The organism is Sulfurovum indicum, assembly GCF_014931715.1.
GTDB classification, from domain to species: Bacteria; Campylobacterota; Campylobacteria; order Campylobacterales; family Sulfurovaceae; genus Sulfurovum; species Sulfurovum indicum.
Map to the genome: position 1 here is coordinate 607,413 of NZ_CP063164.1, position 20,009 is coordinate 627,421.

Genomic DNA, 20,009 nt, shown 5'->3' on the forward strand with positions numbered 1-20,009 from the left:
ATGATTATGAAACTGAGCATCGCACTATTTTCAGCTGCTGTGGCCTTTTCTTTTGTCGGATGTACACAGGAGACACAGAACTCGTTAAGCCGTTCTCTGCAGAACTGGACAGGGACAAACGGTGTTCTTGATGTGTATGCAGGAGACAAACTGGTACATAAATTTATCAAGATCGATAAGGTTTCAACTGCCTATGGAACAAATGACGGAAAAATGAGACCGTACCGTTATGGATATGGTGTAGATGATCTGAATTTCAACGGGAAGGCAGATCCGGGAGAGAAGAAGGTCTATTTTGAGTTCTCAGACTACTCCACCTCATATATATTTTATGAAAGAAACACCAAATAGAAAAGGAAAGATAAATGATGAGAATTGTAGCAACAAATGAAGCACCGGAAGCGATCGGCCCTTATTCTCAGGCGATCGTAGCAAACGGACTGGTATATACATCGGGACAGATCGCCTTGATGCCGGACGGTACGATGGAAACACGGGGGATCGAGTATCAGACCAAGCAGGTATTGAAAAATCTCTATTATGTACTGAAAGAAGCGGGTTCAGGATTTGATCATGTTATTAAAACAACCATCTATTTGGCTGATATGGATGATTTTAGCAAAGTGAATGAGATATATGAACACTATTTTGGAGACCACAAGCCGGCAAGGAGTACAGTAGCAGTGAAGACCCTTCCTAAAAATGCTTTGGTTGAGATAGAGTGTATTGCATTTGCAGATAAACACGTTGATTTTGGATAATGTGACATACTTTAAAAAAATATTAAACATTGATTGGGTATAATCACGAACTTTTTAAAATATACAGATAGTAAAGGGTTTGCAATGTACGCAATCATTAAAGCAAGTGGCCAACAATTCAAAGTGCAAGAGGGTGATATCATCTGTTTTGACAACATGGGTCTTGAGCCAAAAGCAGCAGTAGAATTCAAAGAAGTTCTTGCTGTAGATAACGGTGAATTAACAGTAGGTACTCCTTTTGTAGAAGGTGCTGTTGTTAAAGGTGAGGTGATCAACGAAGGTAGAGACAAGAAAGTGATCATCTATAAGAAAAGAAGAAGAAAAGATTCAAAGCTCAAAAGAGGTTTCAGAAGAGACTTTACAAGAGTTAGAATTACTAAAATCGCATAAGTATTTATAGAAGGAGCAAGATATGGCACACAAGAAAGGTCAAGGGTCAACCCAAAACAACCGTGATTCCGTCGGACGTCGTCTAGGCGTTAAAAAATTTGGTGGTGAGAAAGTAATCCCAGGTAATATTATCATCAGACAAAGAGGAACAAAAGTTCATCCTGGAAATGGTGTTGGTATGGGTAAAGACCACACTATCTTTGCACTTGTTGAAGGTGTAGTTAAATTTGAGAATAGAAGCAGAAGTCAAAAGAAAGTTTCTGTTATTCCTGCATAATATCCTAATTATCAGTATACCTTCAGGTGTACTGGTAATACTTCCTTGTTTTCCATAATTTTTTTACAATGTTGTGTTGAAGCAGCTGAAATCAATACGGCTCCTCTATCACGAGTAGATGACGGCATCTATTGCGTCCCAGAAACCATCCTTCATAATAATCTATATTTTGGTTAAAGAGTCTATGGGATTTTGTATAGGTTCCTTTGGCAGTTTCGCATCCGTCTCTGATACCTTTTTTGTAGATATCGGAGAGATCTTTTCCGAATGAGACACCACTGTAGGTATAGCCACCGAAATAGTGTGGAGTATTATTGGATTTGCATGCAGGTAAAAAGAGGATAAGCCCTCCTGTAATAAGTGTTGAAAGTGTGATTATTTTCATTTTGTAGTGATTGTTCCTTTTCTCTTTTTTGAATATAGCACTTGGTCAATTATATCAAAACTGTGTGAATTTGGGTATAATTCCGTAATTCATTCTACCATCTGAAATGACAGGATGGTTTTTTATAGTAAATAAAGGTAAATATATGTTTGTAGACAGTGTAGAGCTGACGATCAGTTCCGGTAAAGGTGGTGCAGGTGCCATTTCGTTCTGGACAGAAAAATTTGTGATAAAAGGTGGTCCGGACGGAGGTGACGGGGGTCGCGGCGGTTCAGTATTCTTTAAGGTGGACAACAACACAGACACGCTCTCCGGACTGCGGGGAAGAAACCATATCAAAGCTGAGAATGGTCGTCCTGGTGAAGGGCGTAAACGTTACGGAAGAAAAGGTGAGGATGTTACCATTACAGTTCCCCCTGGTACAGTAGTGATCGATATGGAGACAGGAGAAGAGTTGCTTGACCTGGTGGAAGAGGGCACAGTGGTAAAATTTCTTGAAGGCGGGAAGGGTGGTCTTGGCAATATGCACTTTAAAAGCTCGACGAACCAAAGACCTACCTATGCCCAGCCAGGCCTTCCGGGTATTACCAAACATGTCAGACTGGAGATGAAACTTATTGCAGATGTAGGGCTTGTAGGGTATCCGAATGTGGGTAAATCAACGCTTATTTCAACACTTTCCAATGCAAGACCGGAAGTAGCCAACTATGAATTCACAACATTGACACCAAAGCTTGGAGTGGTGCACATTGGTGATTATGATTCCTTTATGATGGCGGATATCCCGGGGATAATTGAAGGAGCGAGTGACGGACGAGGGTTGGGATTGGAGTTTCTTAAACATATTGAGCGTACCAAGACGCTGCTTTTAATGATTGATGCAGCAAACTATAGAGAGATGAAATATCAGTATAAGACACTTTTGGTGGAACTGGAGCGCTATTCAGAGATTTTGGCAACTCGTAAGCATGCTGTTGCCATAACCAAGATCGATGCATTATCACAGGATGAAGTGAATACCTTGACAGAACAATTTTTTAAAGATATTGATCTCACTCCCAATGATACACTTGGAAAGTATAATGCCGATATGGACTATATCAGTTATGGTTTCAAGACAGACTTTGGTGTGAAGCTTCCTGAAAAAAAGCCTCTGTTTGTAATGCCAGTCTCTTCCGTTGCCCATATTAATACAGAGGCATTACGTTATGCTTTGGGGGACTTTATTAAAAATGTTGAAGCAGAGAACAAGGAAGTATAGTGCGTCTGGTTATTAAAGTCGGTTCTCATGTCCTTACAGAAAACAGTACTATTGTCAAAGAGCGTATGATGGCACTGGTCAAGTTTGTCTCTGAGCTTAAAGAGTATAACTATGAAGTGATACTTGTCAGTTCCGGTGCGGTGGCAGCAGGATATACACTGTTGCCACTGGATAGAAGTTCGGTAGCAAACAGGCAGGCTTTGGCTGCGATCGGTCAGCCGTTACTGTTGAAAATGTATCAGGAGAAGTTTGCAAAATTCGGTTTTCTCTGTTCCCAGATACTTTTGAGTGCAGATGTTTTTGACTCACGCAAAGCAACGGCATATGCCAAAGTGGCGATCGATACTCTGCTTGCAAACGGTGTAGTACCTATTATTAATGAAAATGATACAGTGAGTATCGAAGAGCTGGTTTTTGGTGACAACGACAGGCTTTCTGCGCATGTAACACACTATTTTGATGCACAGATGCTGGTGATCCTCTCAGATATCGATGCATTCTATAATAAAGATCCGAACTGTTACGGTGATGCTGTACGGCGTCCTGTAGTTACTCATATCAGTGCAGAGGAACTTGCTGCTGAGCATACACCCAACAATGAGTTTGCCACAGGTGGTATCGTAACTAAATTGCAATCGGCAGACTTTTTGATGAAACATGGCAGAGAGATGTTCCTCGCAAGCGGATTTGACCTTAGTGATGCAAGATCTTTCCTGTTGGAAAAAGTACATAAAGGCGGTACACTGTTCAAGTCGCCCAATAAATGAAAGGATGGTTTTGAATAAAAAAATTGTCTATATGGGTACGCCCCATTATGCTCAAGAGATACTAGGGACTTTGATACAGTCTGAAGATATGGATGTGATATTGGTGATTACACAGCCTGACAGACCTGTAGGACGTAAAAAGGTTATGACACCACCGCCGGTAAAAGAGTTGGCAACGGAACATAGTATTGAAGTACTGCAGCCTAATCGCCTGAGTGATGCGGGGATCGAAGAGGCGATCAGGCATGTAAAACCGGACTTCATTGTTGTGGCTGCATTTGGCCAGCTTTTGCCCAGATCCATTCTTGACATTGCTCCGTGCATTAATCTGCATGCTTCATTGCTGCCACAGTATCGCGGTGCATCACCGGTACAACAGTCTCTACTTAATGGTGATAAAGTGACCGGAGTCACTTCTATGCTGATGGAAGAGGGGCTGGATACGGGACCAATACTGGAAAAAATTATTTTTGAGATTCCCCGGGATATGCGTCTGCATGCACTGATGGAGCAGCTTACCAAAGATGCCTGTACCCTGACACTCTCTACACTGAGAAACTTTGAAAATATCACACCACAACCTCAGGATGGATCCAAAGCAACACTTTGTAAGAAGATCCGAAAGAGTGATGGAGAGGTTGACTTTTCCGATGCGGAGGAAGTTTATAATAAATACAGAGCATTTGAAGGCTGGCCCGGAATCTTTGCTGCCAACGGTACGAAATTTGACAATGTGACGTTGCTGGAAAGAGATATAGCACATACCCCTTTTGAGATTTTGTCTTTTGAAGGAGATGAAGTGATCGTAGGGTGTGGAAAAGGAAGTTTGAAGATCGGTACGCTGCAGCCTGTTTCCAAAAAACCGATGAGCGCCAAAGCTTACAGTGTGGGAAGGGGGTTGAAAGTTGGAGATCATCTGTTGAATGGAGAAATATCTTGAAGGGCCCTCAAGATACAATGCTGACGCCGGGTAAAGCTGTGCAGTCGCCTCATCTGACCAGTCACATGGAAAACTTTGATATCCTTTCTTTTCCAAAACTTGCCTCAACACAAAAGTATCTTGTTGAGGCACTCAGGGAAAAGAAGCTTCAGCCTCCTGCTGCAGTAGTCACGGAAGAACAGTATGCAGGAGTGGGAAGCAGAGAGAACAGCTGGGAAGGAGAAAGAGGCAGTTTTTTTGCTTCGATTGCTCTTCATATTGCAGATCTGCCTGAAGATCTTCCTCTCTCTTCAGCCTCCATATATTTTTCTTTTCTTATGAAAGAAATACTCTTGGATTATAATGAAAAAGTATGGCTTAAATGGCCTAACGATCTTTATGTAGATGAAAATAAAATCGGTGGTACGATCACTCAAAAAGTAAAAGATATTTTAGTATGCGGCATAGGGATTAATTTAAAGAAAACACAAAGTGGCTACAGTGCCTTACAGTCCGATGTTTCACCTGATATTTTACTCAAACTGTACCTTGAAAAGCTTAATAAGTTTCCAAAATGGAAGCAGGTTTTTAGTGAGTATCAGGTAGAATTTGAACAGAATAGAAAGTTTTTTGCACATATAAAAAACATCAGGAAGAGCCTTTCTGAAGCACTTTTGTGCGAGGATGGCTCTTTACTTATCGAGGGGGAGAGGGTATATAGTTTACGATGAGTGAAATAATCAGCATAGCCAACCAAAAAGGTGGCGTAGGAAAGACAACCACTGCAGTCAACCTGGCAGCCTCATTGGCTGAAAAAGGTAAAAAAGTACTGCTTCTTGATATAGATCCGCAATCAAATGCAACGACCAGTCTGGGATTCAGCAGAAGTGACTATGAGTACAATATTTATCATGTACTTATCGGAAGTAAAAAACTTTCTGAAGTTGTACTTAAGACACAGATAAAGAAGCTTGATCTTGCACCGTCGAACATTGGTCTGGTCGGGATAGAAAAAGAGTTCTATAATCCAAAAAAGAAAAACCGGGAATTGGTGCTCAAAGAGAAGATCAGTGAGGTCTCCAAAAAGTATGATTTTATTATTATTGACTCTCCTCCTGCATTGGGACCGATCACTATTAATGCCTTGAGCGCATCTGATTCTGTTATCATTCCGATCCAGTGTGAGTTCTTTGCACTGGAAGGACTGGCACAACTTTTAAATACAGTAAGCCTTTTGAAAAAGACTATCAACCCGAAACTGAAGATCAAAGGTTTTCTGCCGACAATGTACTCCAAGCAGAACAACCTCTCCAAGCAGGTATTGGCAGACCTTTCCCATCACTTTAAAGATAAGCTCTTTCATATTAAAAAGAACTCCAAGGAGTGTATCGTCGTTCCACGCAATGTGAAAATCGCAGAGTCCCCGAGCTTTGGAAAACCTGTAACAGACTATGCAACGAGCTCAAAGGGTTCACTCGCCTACAGAGATCTTGCTACTGTGATCGCAAGAGGTTAATACATGGCTCTTGGTAGAGGACTGGGAGATATTCTCTCTGAAGTAGAGGAAGCATACGAGAAGGATCTGAGCGGTATCGACAGTTTTGAACTGGAGGCACAGGGGGCACGTGTTGAAGAGTTGGAGGTCAATTCGATCTCACCCAACCCTTTCCAGCCGCGTAAACACTTTGACGAAAAAGCTCTCAAAGAGCTGAGCAGTTCGATTAAAGAGCACGGTCTCCTCCAGCCCATTGTAGTGATCGAAAAAGGGGAAGGGTATCTTCTTGTCGCAGGAGAGCGTCGTCTTCGTGCCCACAAACTGGCAAAAATCCCCACGATTAAAGCTATCGTTGCCAATGTAAATATTGATGAACTACGTCTGCGGGAATTGGCACTTATAGAAAATATCCAGCGTGAGAATCTTAATGCAATAGAGCTGGCAAACTCTTATTCAGAACTGATAGAAGTACATAAGATCACGCATGATGAACTCTCAGAGATTGTGCATAAAAGTCGTTCACAGATTACCAATACCATACGACTTCTATCACTAAGTGACTATGCCAAAAAGCAACTGGCCAATGGAAAAATATCGCAGGGACATGCTAAAGTACTGGTAGGACTTGATGAAAAAAAACAGAAGGTCATTATTGACTCAATTATAGGACAGAAACTGAGTGTTCGTGATGTAGAGAAACTGGTTAAGAACAACAAGCACAAAAGTGTATCAAAAACACCAGCCAAGGCTTCACTGCTTGAAAACGCTGCCGAGGATATAGAGGCAGTATTGCCCTTTAAACATAAGCTCAAATCCAAAAGTATAGAGATATATTTCGAAAATGCCCAAGAGGTTGCAAACTTTCTCACATTCCTAAAAAATCGTTAAAAATTAACCCTTATCTCATATATAAGATGGTAATATATTGCGAAATTACTAGAGGAGTTTGAATGCTTGACATACATTTACCATTGATGTTGTTCGTCCTGGCGTTGTTCCTGACCCTTCTTGTCGTTTTAAATCGTATGCTGTTTCAACCGTTGTTGAAATTCATGGACGATCGTGATCGTTCCATTGCAAAAGATTTGGAAGCGGCAAAGGGCTTGAGCGGCAACAGCGATGAACTCAATGCCAAAGCGGAAGAGAACCTTAGCAAGGCTAAGAGTGAAGCTGCTGCGATCAGACAGAAAGCCATTGAAGAAGAGAAAGCTTTGGCGGCAAGTAAAGTCGAAACAAAACAAGCCGAGTTGGATAAGGCGTACGCAGAGTTCACTGAGAAGCTGGCTTCAGAGAAAGAGAATCTTAAAAATGAGCTTCTTTCCCAAATGCCTCTTTTCAAAGAGAGCCTCAAAGCTAAGTTCAGCAAGTTATAGGAAGGATGGATATGAAAAAAGTTTTACTGGTATCTCTGCTTGTCCTGCCTGCGCTTCTTTTGGCAAGTAGTGGACATGGAGAGGAAGCGAGCCGTTATTTCGCACAGACAGGAAGGGAGAGTGACTTCTGGCCGAGAGTGATCAACTTCACGATCTTTGCGGCACTGCTCTGGTATCTTCTTGCCAATCCTATCAAGAACTTCTTTGTAGGAAGAAAAGAGGGGATCGCATCTCAGCTTAAAGAGATAGAAGAGAAGCTTCAGGCTGCCAAAGATGAGAAAAAAGAGGCTCAGGCTCGTTTGGATGAAAGTGTGAAAAAAGCGGAGCAGATCATAGAAGATGCAAAAAAAGAGGCAGCTATACTGGCTCAGAAGATCGCTGAAGCAAATGCTCAAGAGTTGGAAGTGATGGAGAAGCAGTATGCTGAGAAGATTGCACTTGAGGAACGTAAAGCCTCAAGAGAAGCGATCGACGAAGTATTGAGTGAAAACATTACAACTGACGACATTATGCTTGATCAGGCTAAAGTGGTCGACATTATTTCTAAGAAGGTGGCATAAGTATGGAAGAGTTAATCGCAAAACGATATGCATCAGCCCTCTCTTCAGCAAGTAAAGATGTTGCTTCTGATTCAAAAATACTGAATATCTTGACAGAGGCCATTTCAAACGATGAAGTAATGACAGCATTGACTTCTCCGATCGTTTCGGCAGAGAAGAAGACTGAGATGATTCTCTCAGCTTTGGGTGATGAGGCAGACAAAGTGTTGGTAAACTTCATAAAGATCCTCGGTGAGAACAAAAGACTTGATCTGATTCCTGCGATCGCGAAAGTACTCAATGCAGACCTGCAAAAAGCATCTAACAAGTATGAAGGTGTACTTAAAAGCAACAAGAAACTGGATAAAGAGGAGTTGAAGAAACTCGAAGAGACACTTACCAGCTATACAGGGTCAAAGATCAAGTTGAAGCAGGAAAAGACAGATCTTGACGGAATGCGTGTTTCAGTGGATGATTTGGGAATTGAGGTTAACTTCTCCAAGCAGAGAGTTAAAGAACAGCTAATTGATTTCATTAAGAAATCTTTGTAGTTATCTATTAATAGAAAGGAGTATCAGTGGCAGTAAAATTGCAAGCAGATGAGATAAGTTCGATCATCAAAGAGAGAATAGAGAACTTTGAGATTGATGTAGACATCAACGAAGTAGGAAAAGTAGTAGGTATCGCAGACGGTATTACAACAGTTTACGGTCTTAACAATGTTATGGCCGGAGAGGTTGTAGAGTTCGAGAATGGTGCAAAAGGACTTGTTCTTAACCTTGAAGAGGCAAATGTCGGTGTCGTTGTATTGGGTAGCAGTGCAGGAATCAAAGAGGGGATGAGTGTTAAAAGACTCGGAACCCTTCTGAAAATACCGGTAGGCGACAGCCTGATGGGCAGAGTAATCAACCCGCTTGGTGAGCCGCTTGACGGAAAAGGTGCTGTAGAGGCAACAGAAGAGAAGTTCATTGAAGAGAAAGCACCGGGGATCATGGCACGTAAGTCCGTACATGAGCCACTTCAAACAGGTATCAAAGCGATCGACGCACTTGTACCGGTTGGTCGAGGACAAAGAGAACTTATCATTGGTGACAGACAGACAGGTAAGACAACTCTGGCGATCGATACGATCATCAACCAAAAAGGACAGGATGTTGTATGTATCTATGTCGCTATCGGTCAAAAGCAGTCAACAGTTGCCGCAACGGTTAAAAAACTTGAAGAGCACGGTGCAATGGATTACACTATCGTAGTCAATGCAGGTGCTGCTGACTCCTCTGCGCTGCAGTTCCTTGCACCATATGCGGGTGTCACTATGGCTGAATACTTCAGAGATAACGGCAGACATGCAGTTATTTTCTATGATGACCTTTCAAAGCATGCGGTTGCATACAGAGAAATGTCTTTGATCCTTAGACGTCCTCCGGGCCGTGAAGCATACCCGGGAGATGTTTTCTATCTACACTCAAGACTGCTTGAGAGAGCTGCGAAACTGAACGATGATCTTGGTGCCGGTTCTATTACGGCATTCCCGATTATTGAAACACAGGCAGGTGACGTTGCCGCGTATATTCCGACAAACGTTATCTCTATTACGGATGGTCAGATCTTCCTTGAAACCGATCTCTTTAACTCAGGTATCAGACCTGCGATCAATGTCGGTCTTTCTGTTTCACGTGTTGGTGGTGCTGCGCAGATCAAAGCAACAAAGCAGGTTTCCGGTACACTAAGACTTGACCTTGCATCGTTTAGAGAGCTTCAGGCGTTCGCACAGTTCGCTTCGGATCTTGATGATCACACAAGAGCACAGCTTGAGAGAGGTCAGAGAATGGTTGAAGTTCTTAAACAGGGACCATACTCTCCAGTACCTATTGAGAAGCAGGTTGTGATCATCTTTGCCGGTGCCAATGGATATCTTGATGATATCCCGGCATCATCAGTAGTGAAGTTTGAGGCGGAACTTATGCCATTTATGGAAGCAAAATATATGAATGTTCTTGATGCGATCAGAAATGACAAGAAGATCACAGATGAGACAGATGCAGAGTTGAGAAAAGCGATCGAAGATTTCAAAGCTTCATTTGCAGCGTAAGAAAGGCTTATCATGGCTAATTTAAAAGAGATTAAGCGTAAGATCGGAAGTGTAAAGAATACACAGAAAACCACTAACGCTATGAAACTTGTCTCTTCTGCGAAACTGAGAAGAACAGAAGAGCTTGCAAAAAGATCACGTGTCTACGCAGAAAAACTGACCGAACTTCTCAATGAGATCGCGCAGAAGATGCAAAAGGCAACTGATGATCTTGACAATGTCTACTTTAGAGCGGTAGAGAAACCGCAAACGGTAGATATTGTTTTCATAACGGCAGACAAAGGTCTTTGCGGTGGATTTAATGCACAGACTATCAAGAGAGTCAACCAGCTGATTGCTGAGTACAAAGCGGCAAACGTCAAAGTACGTCTTAGAGCGGTAGGAAGAAAAGGTATTGACTACTTCAAGTTCAATAATATAGAGTTGAACAATGAGATAGTCGGTCTCTCTGCTGCACCTGATTATGCGACGGCGGCTGAGTTCATCTCTGAAGTTTCACAAGCTTATCTGAATGGTGAGACAGACAAGATCATCATGGTACACAACGGATATGTGAATATGATCACACAAGAGATCAGAGAAGATCAGGTTCTTCCGGTCGATCCGTCCAAGTTGGAGTTAAACACAGTTTCTGCTTCAGAGCTTGAGGTGGAACCTGATGAAGATGATACTCTGCTTGATGCATTGGTCAAACGCTATGTTGAGTATACAATGTATTACTCTCTTATCGATTCGCTTGCAGCAGAACACTCTGCACGTATGCAAGCAATGGATGCAGCGACAAAAAATGCAAAAGAGATGGTCAAAACATTGACCGTTGCCTATAATAAAGCAAGACAAGAAGCGATTACGACTGAACTCATAGAGATCATCAGTGGTATGGAATCAATGAAATAATTAGAGGAGAAGTAATGACAGGTAAAATAGTTCAGGTTTTGGGTCCGGTAGTAGATGTAGATTTTACAGACTACCTTCCTGAAATTAACGAAGCATTGGAAACTACACTTGTTGTAGATGGTAAAGAACAGAGATTGGTACTGGAAGTTGCAGCACAGCTTGGTGACAAAAGAGTAAGAACCATTGCTATGGATATGAGTGAAGGCCTTGTAAGAGGTCAGGAAGTAAAAGCAACTGGTGCTCCGATCAAAGTTCCTGTAGGTGAAGAGGTACTTGGACGTATTTTTAACGTGATCGGTGAACCGATCGATGACAACGGACCGTGTGATGCAAAAGAGCACTGGTCAATCCACAGAGATCCTCCTCCGTTTGAAGAACAGAGTACAAAAACCGAAGTCTTTGAAACTGGTATCAAGGTTGTAGACCTTCTTGCTCCATATGCCAAAGGTGGTAAAGTAGGACTCTTCGGAGGGGCTGGAGTTGGTAAAACAGTTATTATCATGGAGCTTATCAACAACGTTGCAATGAAACACAGCGGTTACTCTGTATTTGCGGGTGTTGGTGAAAGAACACGTGAAGGTAACGACCTTTACTTCGAAATGAAAGAATCGAACGTTCTTGACAAAGTTGCTCTGTGCTACGGTCAGATGAATGAACCTCCGGGAGCAAGAAACAGAATCGCTCTTACAGGTCTTACTATGGCTGAATACTTCCGTGATGAGATGGGACTTGATGTTCTTATGTTTATCGATAACATCTTCCGTTTTGCGCAGTCTGGTTCAGAGATGTCTGCACTTCTTGGACGTATTCCTTCAGCAGTTGGTTATCAGCCGACACTTAGCCGTGAGATGGGTGCACTCCAAGAGCGTATTACATCGACTACCAAAGGTTCTATTACTTCCGTTCAGGCTGTTTATGTACCGGCGGACGACTTGACCGATCCTGCACCGGCATCTGTATTTGCCCACTTGGATGCAACGACTGTACTTAACAGGTCTATTGCTGAAAAAGGTATTTACCCTGCGGTCGATCCATTGGATTCAACTTCAAGAATGCTTGATCCTCAGATCATTGGTGATGAGCACTATGAAGTTGCACGTGGTGTCCAGCAGACACTTCAGAAGTATAAAGATCTTCAGGATATTATTGCAATCCTTGGTATGGATGAACTTTCCGAAGATGACAAACTTGTGGTTGAAAGAGCTAGAAAGATCGAAAAATTCCTTTCTCAGCCGTTCCATGTTGCAGAAGTATTTACGGGGTCACCAGGTGTATATGTTACATTGGAAGATACCATTGAAGGATTCAAAGGTCTTCTTGAAGGTAAATATGATGATATGAATGAAGCAGCATTCTATATGGTAGGAAATATGGCTGAGGCTATTGCGAAAAACGATAAGATCAATTCTAAATAGGACGCTTCAAAAGCAAAGCTCATAAAGTTACATTGGAACCGAGTCGACCTAAGAGGTCGGCTTGGGAAGCCAGCTATGTTTCAGTAGAGCTTTTACTATTTGGTTTACTAAAGGAAAACTATGGAACTAATGAAGCTTGAAATCGTCACACCAAACGGTGTGATATTCGATAACGATGTTCGTCAGGTAACACTTCCGGGGTCTGAAGGAGAGTTTGGAGTACTTCCTAAACATGCTACCTTGGTCTCACTGCTTGATACCGGTGTAATCGATATCGTAAAAGCTGATGGCAAGGAAGTAGCGGTTGCCATCAACTCCGGTTATGTCAAAGTTGACGAAGAGAAGACAACCTGTATCGTAGACGGTGCTGTTGCACTCTCCGGAGAAGATACAGACCTTGCCAAAGCACTCAATGAGGCAAAAGAACTTCTCAAAAAGGCTGAGTCATCCAACACGGTTATCGCAGCAGCGGTAAGTAAAGTAGAACAGATCGGAAAGTCTCTTTAAGTTGGGTTCTCTTCTAGATTATTTCATCAACAGCAGTGCGATCACCATTTTCGTACTGCTGGTGCTTTCACTCTATTTTATAGCTACCTTCTGGATATTCCTTGACCGCTACTATATTATCTCTGCCCGTATCAATTCGGAAGCGCGTTCTCTTAAGTCACTCTATACAGGTCAGTCAAAATCAGTGGCCGACAACTCACTTATTTTTACTTATCTATCACGTGTCAATAAACCAAATAAAGCCATTCTTAATGCTGCTGCTTCAGATGCCATTCGTGTCTCAACCAAAGGCTTGACCTGGCTTTCTATCATTGCATCAACCTCTCCCTTTATCGGTCTTTTTGGAACCGTTATCGGTATTTTGGAAACTTTCTCCAAACTTGGAGCAGAGTCTTCGGCTTCGCTCACAGTAGTTGCGCCAGCTATTTCTGAAGCACTCATTGCAACTGCAGCGGGGATTGCAGTTGCGATCTTTGCCTACAGTTTTCATCTTATTCTGAAACGTAAAGCCTATGAGCTCTCTTCTCTTCTTGCTTCCCAGTCAGAAGTGATACTCTCTCAAACAACAGAGGAGTAGACCATGTTTTCATGGGATGACAATCCGGATTTGAATATCACTCCGCTGGTGGATGTCATGCTGGTACTGATGGCTATATTGATGATCACTGCACCTACCATCACTTTCCAGGAACAGATCGATCTTCCGCAAGGTTCCAAAACTGTTAAAGTCACAAAGCCAAAAACGCTTACTATACGTATGGATAAAAACCAGAAGATATATATGGGTAAAGAGAAGTACACTCTCGCAACGTTCGCAGACGATTTTGTCAACAAGTCTGTTGATTACGACAAGAATACTGAAGTCTATATCCGTGCTGATGAGCGCTTGAAGTACAAAGATGTGATGTATCTGCTTAAAAGTGTTAAAGCTGCCGGTTTTGAAAAGGTCTCTCTTATTACGCTATGAAGCACAGAATACTGAGGATAGTCTGGGGAGTAGCATCGGTGGGTATCTACTTCTCAGTGGTAAGCTTGCTTATTTTTTATTTTAATCAGAGGGAGGTACGGGAGAAGAGGCATTATGTCAAAAAAAACGAGCATCGAATACAAGTAGCGCTTTCATCACCGAAAAAGAGGGTTGTCAGTAAACAAAAGAAACAAACCAAATCCAAAACAGTTCAGAGGCAAAGAAAGAGCACAAAACAAAAAAAGCATACACAGAAAAAAGTGATCAAAGAGAAGGTTGTCAAAAAGGTTGTAAAGAAAAAAGAGCAGAACCTTAGCAGACCCAAAAAGAGGCCCAAAGATCTTTTTGCCAATATTAAAACAGAAAAAAGAAAACCGCTTATCCAGGTTAGCAGCAAGCCAGTTTCAAGTAAACCCAAAAAGCAGTTGTTCGAAATAAGGGAAAAACGCCCAAGTGCGAGTATGCATATCAGTGATTCACTGAAGGTGCAAAAAGAGATGGACAGCGGTGTGGAAGATGCCTATCTTGCAAAGGTGCAGGAGATGCTTGAAGGGTGGCCGGCACAAAGTGATTTTGCCGGTGAGAAGGTTAAAGTACATCTTAAAATAAGACCAAGCGGCTATTTTGAATTTGTCATCAAACGAAAGTCGAACAATCCTGCTTTTAACGAGGCATTGAGTGACTATCTGAAACAGCTGCAGGAGTTTGGCTTCGGTCCTCATAAAGGAAAACGTACTTATCTGTTCGAAGCAGAATTTATTGCAAAAGATTGAGTTGTTTCCCTGCTTTACCATTATTAGTCTGCTGTTTGGTTCTGGCTCTGATGATCATAGAAGTCAAACGTTTCTTAAGTTTTATAGTATAAAATAACAAAATATGATATATTTTGTCATATTTTCTGCAATAAAGCCAAACCTGTTGCGAGGCAGGGACGGAAAGCCATGGGTCTTCCCAAGATCGCCAGGCCGCTCAGAAATCACACATATTTTACAGTTATGCAGCTTAAAAGGCTTCCAGTGTCTTTTTGGAATGCGGGGTGTTCAAGTATGTATCAGGTAGTAAAACTGACTATACATAAAAGGAGAGAAAATGAAAAAGGGAGTATTGTCTTTAGTGTCGATTCTGGCACTGAATGGAGTTGTGTATGCAGGAGGTAATATTGTACTTTCAGAACCAGCAGTGGAAGTACCGGCAGAGGTTTTGACAGGGTTCTATGTAGGTGTAGGCCTTGGACAGGCTGATGTCGATAACGATACCTCAAGGGAGAACTGGGACAGCAGTACACTCCTGTTCCAGGCAGGTTATCAGTTTAACCCGTATGTAGCTGTTGAAGGACGTTACAGTTTTGGTTTTAATATGGATTATGATAAAGGCGTTACACTGGGGACATATAATGGCATACCCCTGGATAATGATTTCTCAAGCTGGGGATTGTATCTAAAACCGATATATCCGATAGGCAATTTCAATCTTTATGCATTGTTAGGATACGGAGGTCTTCAGCTGAGTGATATCAGAGGCGGGGATGCCTATGAGGATGGTCTCCAGTGGGGACTGGGTACAAGCTATAGCGTAACAGAACGTATCTCTGTGTTTATGGACTATGTCTCTTTGTATGATGATACAGGATTTGACTATGTAGGTACATTGGACAGCTGGAATGCCGATACATGGACGATCGGTATCTCGTATAAGTTTTAAAAGGAGTTGGAGATGAGAAGAGTATATAGAAAGATAGCATTGATCGCACTATCGGGTATGGCAATGACAGCCTTAAGTGGATGTTTGGGAACAGGGGGAAGCACTTCGGAGAGTGGAGCAGGAGATGCATTCGGGTCTGCTTATGTGCCGGCTTATCCGACTGAAGCTGATAGCTTTGAAGGAGCAACAGGTGACAACAACATGTCAACTGCATCAACGATAACTGTCGGTGAGCCGTTACAGGGGCGCAGTATTTTCCCTCAAGGTGACTATGACTGGGTCAAGGTAGAGTTGGAGGCAGGAGTTGTGTATGATTTGTTTACAACAAACCTGAATGAAACTGGTGATACATATCTTTATCTGTATGATGATAGTGGAAATGAACTGGATAGTGATGATGATCATATAGACTATGATAGTTTTATAGAGTTTAATGCAACATATACAGGAACTTTTTATTTGAAGGTGCGCTCTTACAGTGTTGAAGAGGCCACTTCATATGAGTTAGGGGTTCGTGTACATATAGATGAAGATAATGACGGATACTCTGAACCATTTGACTGCAATGATAATAATGATACTATTTATCCCTTTGCAACTGAGATAGCAGGTGACGGTATTGACCAGGACTGTTCCGGTGTAGATGCAATTGCAAATGGTACACCAGATAATTATGAAGAAGATGATGACTTCAATAGTGCAAAGCCAATGCCGGAAACACAGGGTTCCTATGAGGAAGTACAGCACCGTAATGATATATTCAGTCAAATGAGGACACTGCATAATACGTCAGATACAGATTTTTACACAGTGACTATTCCTGCATATTCAGCAGCATATGTAATTGAATATGCTGGATATATGAGTGGAAACACCTTGAATAGTTATGAGTGGTATGTATATGATGAGAACCACACAGAGATTAATAATGGTACACCAGGGGTATATGAATTAGTTAGAAATGACAGTAGTAGTGAAAAAACCTATTATATTGAAGTACGGTCAAATGGATCTGATATCGGGTGGTATGCTCCTGCTCTGGTACATATTGGAGAAGACAGAGACAGAGATGGTTACTATACAATGGATTGGTATGGAGACTGTAATGATGCAAATGCTTCCATTTATCCTGATGCCAATGATGATAATGATACCGATGGTATAGATATGAACTGTGACGGTGTTGATGGTTATAATAGCAGTTATTAATCTTAAAGGTAGAGGTTGAAATATAAAGCTGTCGTAGTAATCTTGGTTATAGGGGTTGGCGTAGTACTGTACGGTTTGCTGAAGCCAACTTCTCAGGTGGAGAAAAAAGGTAGATATATTCCACAAAATATAATGCATGCTGTTTGGCCGACCAATAAAGCGAAGAGTGACATATCGCCGAAAGGGTCCCATGATAGTTACTCTCAAGCACATCAAAGTGATCCAAAAGAAGTGAAGGGCTCATCTTTAGTAGGGTCAGCAGCAGAACATGTTGAACGAGAAGCACTTTTTGCAACACGAAGAGAGAAGATAGAGGCTCGTAAACAGTATCAAAAAGAGCGTTATGAGTGGAGAAGAAGACTGAATAAAGTGTTACAGCAGGCAAAAAAAGATGGTGATTACTCAAAATACAATATGATCAAGGAGATGGAACCTGACAAGGAATTATTTTTAAAGTAAAGATTATTTATTAAGACCGTTCAGGGTTTGGTCCTAATTGATAGTTGCGCAAATGATATTGCAATTCAGGAGCTTTATCAAAACTTTCTTCAAATGAGATAGAGAGCTGTGAGATGGTGAAGCTCCAGTTCTGTATCGGTATAGTCTTTCGTGTTGATCTGCCGGAATATGGTACGTTTTGCATAGCTGCAAGACGGTCTTTTTATCCTGTCTGTTCTATTTACACATCAATTACATAAATATATACTATTGTGGAAGAAGGTATTAAAGTGTAGTCCGTGTTAAAAAAGGACAGCGATGAGGAGTCTTTATGCAAAAAATAGCTATTGTGGGAGCAAGCGGCTTTGTCGGAAGTTATCTGAAAACCGTTTTTCAAAAAAACAGATATGAGATCGTGGCTTTAAACAGCAGGGAAATGCGTAATGAACCTCTTCAGATAGCGAAGATGATAGAAGGGGCTTCCGTACTGATCAACCTTGCCGGTGCTCCTGTTATTCACAGGTGGAGTGAAGCCTATAAAAAAGTACTCTATGAGAGCCGTATAAAAACGACTGCAAAAGTGGTAGAAGCGATACGATTGCTGAAGCAGAAACCGAAGATACTCTTCTCAACTTCAGCAGTGGGTATATATGCAACGGGAGGACCCATGAGTGAGTCAAACTATACTTATGGTAATAACTTTTTGGCAACGATCTGTAAAGACTGGGAAGCAGAGGCGATGAAGGCCCAGGAGATGACAAGAGTCGTCATATTCCGTTTCGGTATCGTACTCGGTAAAAATGGCGGAGCCCTTGAAAAAATGCTGCCCTCGTTTAAATTGGGGATTGCAGGGACAATAGGAGACGGCAGTGAAGCTTTCAGTTGGGTGCATATAAACGATCTTGCCAGAGCCTATCTGTTTGTATTGGATCATACGAACATGGAAGGCGTTTACAATCTTACATCACCTAACCCTGTAACCAACAAGGTCCTCACGAAAACTTTGGGAAGGATACTGCACCGGCCGACATTGATCCCTTTGCCTGCATTTGTATTGAAGCTCTTTTTTTCCGAAGGAGCGACAGTTTTGACTGAAGGACAGAATGTGATCCCTGAGAGATTGATACAGGAGGGATTTTCATTTGAGTTTGAAGAGATTGAGGATGCTTTAAGAGAAGTATTGAATAATTAGAGTCACTGAAGAAGTCAGTGACTCAATATTAAAAAACAGAGTTGTTGTCACAAAAGTGTAAGACTACTCTTCTATCAGTCTACCGTTTGTTGGCTGAACAGGTCTGTTGTTCGGGAAGCCAAAGAGGCTGAAAAATGTATTGATCTGCTCTTTTGAAGCGTTAAGAGGGGTTTTGAATACATGCCACTTGACATTTTCACTGCATGGAGGAGTTGTAAGCGATCCCATGAATTTATAGTACTCTTTGTCTTTTGGCATCAAAGCTTTGATCTCATCGGCACTCAGTCCGCATTTTACAGCTTTCCCTACTTTCAGTGTGGGCAGTTTTTTCCATACTTTGTCCAAAACGGGATTAGCCTCTCCTTCATTGAACATGACTGCAATAACTGCCAGTTTGCCGTCATCTGTTGCATGTACAAAGTGTGCTTCTAAAGGAAATGCATCTCCGTTAATATTGTTTTCGCTTGGTACATGGAAGTGAAACTGTTTAAGTTTATATGTAACTCCATCGATGTTAAAGAGACTTCCCTTGTCAATATTGATCTGTACAGTATGTCCATTGTTGACAATAGTTGTAGAACCTGCTTTATAGTGAATATCCAATGGTTTCAGCTCTGTATCTTTGGTTGGAATGATATTGATAGGGGATTGCTGTTTCCCCTCAGAACACATATGGTATTTTGCATCAAGTTCACTCCAGTGGCGTGGTCCTGTATTGCCCATATACCCCCAGTGCTTTGTATGCGTTTCATGATGGACGGTCTTTTTGTCATTTGCCTGAATCGTTGTTGTAAGCAGTAATGCCGAGATTGCTATGGCTGAGCAGGTTAAGTGTTTCTTCATCTATTCTTCCTTTGTGTAAATGTAGCTTTATTTTAAATTAGTCTGGTTAAATGGTATGTTAAAAGGCCTCAAAAAGGAACAAAAAGAGGGTATTTTTCATTTTATTGAAAACAAATAGACAAATAGATCATAATATTTGATCTGTTTATTCAATAGAACATAGCACAAGAAATATATCTTGCAGCGGAAAGTGTATCTGTACTTCTTTTGTATTCTTTTTGTTTAGATCAGTACATGAGACTTGAAAGAGTATATCAGTATTACCTCTTTACTCCTGCAAAACAGTAATTGTGATCTGGATTTATGACAATACTTTTCTGCGGGATTGGAGCGTGACCTCCCTGAAGTCTTTTATCCATTTTGGATTCTTCTGACTCAGCCGGTATAAAAGGATGAAAGTTTTTGACGACCTGATAAGAAGATTTTCATTAATACTCTTTTGTTACAATTCTCCCACAATTAAAAGATATGATTTGAAAGATTTTATCTTCATTTATGGTGGAGCAGGTTATTTCATATTTATTAATGGGGGTTTCAACTCCGCCTTGTTACAATGCATAGTAAAAATCTAAAATTTTCTT

At 41.5% G+C, this 20,009-nt stretch carries 26 protein-coding genes and 1 riboswitch; of the genes, 24 read left to right on the forward strand and 2 right to left on the reverse strand.

Annotated elements, in window-relative coordinates; translation table 11 throughout:
• Nucleotides 1-6: 6 nt before the first annotated feature.
• From IMZ28_RS03095 to rpmA, 4 genes are all read left to right on the forward strand, one after another.
• On the forward strand, nucleotides 7-351 hold the full coding sequence (locus tag IMZ28_RS03095; RefSeq protein WP_197549290.1) for a hypothetical protein: 345 nt from the start codon (nucleotides 7-9) through the stop codon (nucleotides 349-351).
• A gap of 17 nt (nucleotides 352-368) precedes the next feature.
• The gene (locus IMZ28_RS03100) at nucleotides 369-761 is read left to right on the forward strand and encodes a RidA family protein (protein ID WP_197549779.1); all 393 of its coding nucleotides are present in this window, start codon (nucleotides 369-371) and stop codon (nucleotides 759-761) included.
• Between the two features lie 84 nt (nucleotides 762-845).
• Nucleotides 846-1,151 (forward strand): 50S ribosomal protein L21, encoded by a 306-nt coding sequence (rplU, locus tag IMZ28_RS03105; protein WP_197549291.1) that lies wholly within the window; start codon nucleotides 846-848, stop codon nucleotides 1,149-1,151.
• Between the two features lie 22 nt (nucleotides 1,152-1,173).
• Entirely contained in the window at nucleotides 1,174-1,428 is a 255-nt protein-coding gene (gene rpmA, locus IMZ28_RS03110; RefSeq protein ID WP_197549292.1) for a 50S ribosomal protein L27, read from the forward strand.
• A gap of 91 nt (nucleotides 1,429-1,519) precedes the next feature.
• Here rpmA and IMZ28_RS03115 read toward each other — a convergent pair whose 3' ends face one another.
• Nucleotides 1,520-1,813, reverse strand: coding sequence for a hypothetical protein (locus IMZ28_RS03115; protein WP_197549293.1), 294 nt, complete (start codon nucleotides 1,811-1,813; stop codon nucleotides 1,520-1,522).
• Between the two features lie 145 nt (nucleotides 1,814-1,958).
• Here IMZ28_RS03115 and obgE point away from each other — a divergent pair, with 145 nt between their 5' ends.
• The 20 genes from obgE (at nucleotide 1,959) to IMZ28_RS03215 (ending at nucleotide 18,585) form a co-directional block, all read left to right on the forward strand.
• On the forward strand, nucleotides 1,959-3,074 hold the full coding sequence (gene obgE, locus IMZ28_RS03120) for a GTPase ObgE (protein ID WP_197549294.1): 1,116 nt from the start codon (nucleotides 1,959-1,961) through the stop codon (nucleotides 3,072-3,074).
• Nucleotides 3,071-3,841: a glutamate 5-kinase gene (gene proB / locus IMZ28_RS03125; RefSeq protein WP_197549780.1), complete on the forward strand. Its 771-nt coding sequence runs from the start codon at nucleotides 3,071-3,073 to the stop codon at nucleotides 3,839-3,841. The genes obgE and proB overlap by 4 nt, the downstream gene beginning before the upstream one ends.
• Nucleotides 3,842-3,851: 10 nt before the next feature.
• Nucleotides 3,852-4,781 carry a methionyl-tRNA formyltransferase gene (gene fmt / locus IMZ28_RS03130; protein ID WP_197549295.1) on the forward strand — a complete coding sequence of 310 codons (930 nt, stop codon included), beginning with the start codon at nucleotides 3,852-3,854 and terminating at the stop codon, nucleotides 4,779-4,781.
• Complete coding sequence (locus tag IMZ28_RS03135; protein ID WP_232087507.1) at nucleotides 4,778-5,491, forward strand: biotin--[acetyl-CoA-carboxylase] ligase; 714 nt, start codon at nucleotides 4,778-4,780, stop codon at nucleotides 5,489-5,491. Before fmt ends, IMZ28_RS03135 begins: the two co-directional genes overlap by 4 nt.
• On the forward strand, nucleotides 5,488-6,276 hold the full coding sequence (locus tag IMZ28_RS03140; protein WP_197549296.1) for a ParA family protein: 789 nt from the start codon (nucleotides 5,488-5,490) through the stop codon (nucleotides 6,274-6,276). Before IMZ28_RS03135 ends, IMZ28_RS03140 begins: the two co-directional genes overlap by 4 nt.
• Before the next feature lie 3 nt (nucleotides 6,277-6,279).
• Nucleotides 6,280-7,143, forward strand: coding sequence for a ParB/RepB/Spo0J family partition protein (locus tag IMZ28_RS03145; RefSeq protein ID WP_197549297.1), 864 nt, complete (start codon nucleotides 6,280-6,282; stop codon nucleotides 7,141-7,143).
• Between the two features lie 62 nt (nucleotides 7,144-7,205).
• Nucleotides 7,206-7,628, forward strand: coding sequence for a FoF1 ATP synthase subunit B' (locus tag IMZ28_RS03150; protein ID WP_197549298.1), 423 nt, complete (start codon nucleotides 7,206-7,208; stop codon nucleotides 7,626-7,628).
• Between the two features lie 11 nt (nucleotides 7,629-7,639).
• Entirely contained in the window at nucleotides 7,640-8,188 is a 549-nt protein-coding gene (locus IMZ28_RS03155; protein WP_197549299.1) for a F0F1 ATP synthase subunit B, read from the forward strand.
• Nucleotides 8,189-8,190: 2 nt separating this feature from the next.
• On the forward strand, nucleotides 8,191-8,718 hold the full coding sequence (locus IMZ28_RS03160; RefSeq protein WP_197549300.1) for a F0F1 ATP synthase subunit delta: 528 nt from the start codon (nucleotides 8,191-8,193) through the stop codon (nucleotides 8,716-8,718).
• A 26-nt stretch (nucleotides 8,719-8,744) separates the two neighbouring features.
• A complete protein-coding gene (gene atpA / locus IMZ28_RS03165) occupies nucleotides 8,745-10,259 on the forward strand; it encodes a F0F1 ATP synthase subunit alpha (RefSeq protein ID WP_197549301.1) in 1,515 nt (504 codons plus the stop codon).
• 12 nt (nucleotides 10,260-10,271) lie between these two features.
• On the forward strand, nucleotides 10,272-11,156 hold the full coding sequence (gene atpG / locus IMZ28_RS03170; protein ID WP_197549302.1) for an ATP synthase F1 subunit gamma: 885 nt from the start codon (nucleotides 10,272-10,274) through the stop codon (nucleotides 11,154-11,156).
• Nucleotides 11,157-11,170: 14 nt separating this feature from the next.
• Nucleotides 11,171-12,571, forward strand: coding sequence for a F0F1 ATP synthase subunit beta (atpD, locus tag IMZ28_RS03175; protein ID WP_197549303.1), 1,401 nt, complete (start codon nucleotides 11,171-11,173; stop codon nucleotides 12,569-12,571).
• A 120-nt stretch (nucleotides 12,572-12,691) separates the two neighbouring features.
• The gene (atpC, locus tag IMZ28_RS03180) at nucleotides 12,692-13,078 is read left to right on the forward strand and encodes an ATP synthase F1 subunit epsilon (protein ID WP_197549304.1); all 387 of its coding nucleotides are present in this window, start codon (nucleotides 12,692-12,694) and stop codon (nucleotides 13,076-13,078) included.
• 1 nt (nucleotide 13,079) lies between these two features.
• Entirely contained in the window at nucleotides 13,080-13,655 is a 576-nt protein-coding gene (locus tag IMZ28_RS03185) for a MotA/TolQ/ExbB proton channel family protein (RefSeq protein WP_197549305.1), read from the forward strand.
• 3 nt (nucleotides 13,656-13,658) lie between these two features.
• A complete protein-coding gene (locus IMZ28_RS03190; protein WP_197549306.1) occupies nucleotides 13,659-14,045 on the forward strand; it encodes a biopolymer transporter ExbD in 387 nt (128 codons plus the stop codon).
• Nucleotides 14,042-14,818 (forward strand): TonB C-terminal domain-containing protein, encoded by a 777-nt coding sequence (locus IMZ28_RS03195; protein ID WP_197549307.1) that lies wholly within the window; start codon nucleotides 14,042-14,044, stop codon nucleotides 14,816-14,818. The genes IMZ28_RS03190 and IMZ28_RS03195 overlap by 4 nt, the downstream gene beginning before the upstream one ends.
• 125 nt (nucleotides 14,819-14,943) lie before the next feature.
• A riboswitch (cyclic di-GMP riboswitch) is annotated at nucleotides 14,944-15,018 on the forward strand.
• Between the two features lie 116 nt (nucleotides 15,019-15,134).
• A complete protein-coding gene (locus IMZ28_RS03200; RefSeq protein ID WP_197549308.1) occupies nucleotides 15,135-15,746 on the forward strand; it encodes a porin family protein in 612 nt (203 codons plus the stop codon).
• A gap of 12 nt (nucleotides 15,747-15,758) precedes the next feature.
• Nucleotides 15,759-16,955: a MopE-related protein gene (locus IMZ28_RS03205; RefSeq protein ID WP_197549309.1), complete on the forward strand. Its 1,197-nt coding sequence runs from the start codon at nucleotides 15,759-15,761 to the stop codon at nucleotides 16,953-16,955.
• A 132-nt stretch (nucleotides 16,956-17,087) separates the two neighbouring features.
• Nucleotides 17,088-17,414 carry a hypothetical protein gene (locus IMZ28_RS03210; RefSeq protein WP_197549310.1) on the forward strand — a complete coding sequence of 109 codons (327 nt, stop codon included), beginning with the start codon at nucleotides 17,088-17,090 and terminating at the stop codon, nucleotides 17,412-17,414.
• Nucleotides 17,415-17,724: 310 nt separating this feature from the next.
• The gene (locus IMZ28_RS03215; protein ID WP_197549311.1) at nucleotides 17,725-18,585 is read left to right on the forward strand and encodes a TIGR01777 family oxidoreductase; all 861 of its coding nucleotides are present in this window, start codon (nucleotides 17,725-17,727) and stop codon (nucleotides 18,583-18,585) included.
• Nucleotides 18,586-18,648: 63 nt separating this feature from the next.
• Here the strand turns inward: IMZ28_RS03215 and IMZ28_RS03220 are convergent, their stop codons facing one another.
• Nucleotides 18,649-19,428 carry a carbonic anhydrase gene (locus tag IMZ28_RS03220; protein WP_197549312.1) on the reverse strand — a complete coding sequence of 260 codons (780 nt, stop codon included), beginning with the start codon at nucleotides 19,426-19,428 and terminating at the stop codon, nucleotides 18,649-18,651.
• Nucleotides 19,429-20,009: the final 581 nt, after the last annotated feature.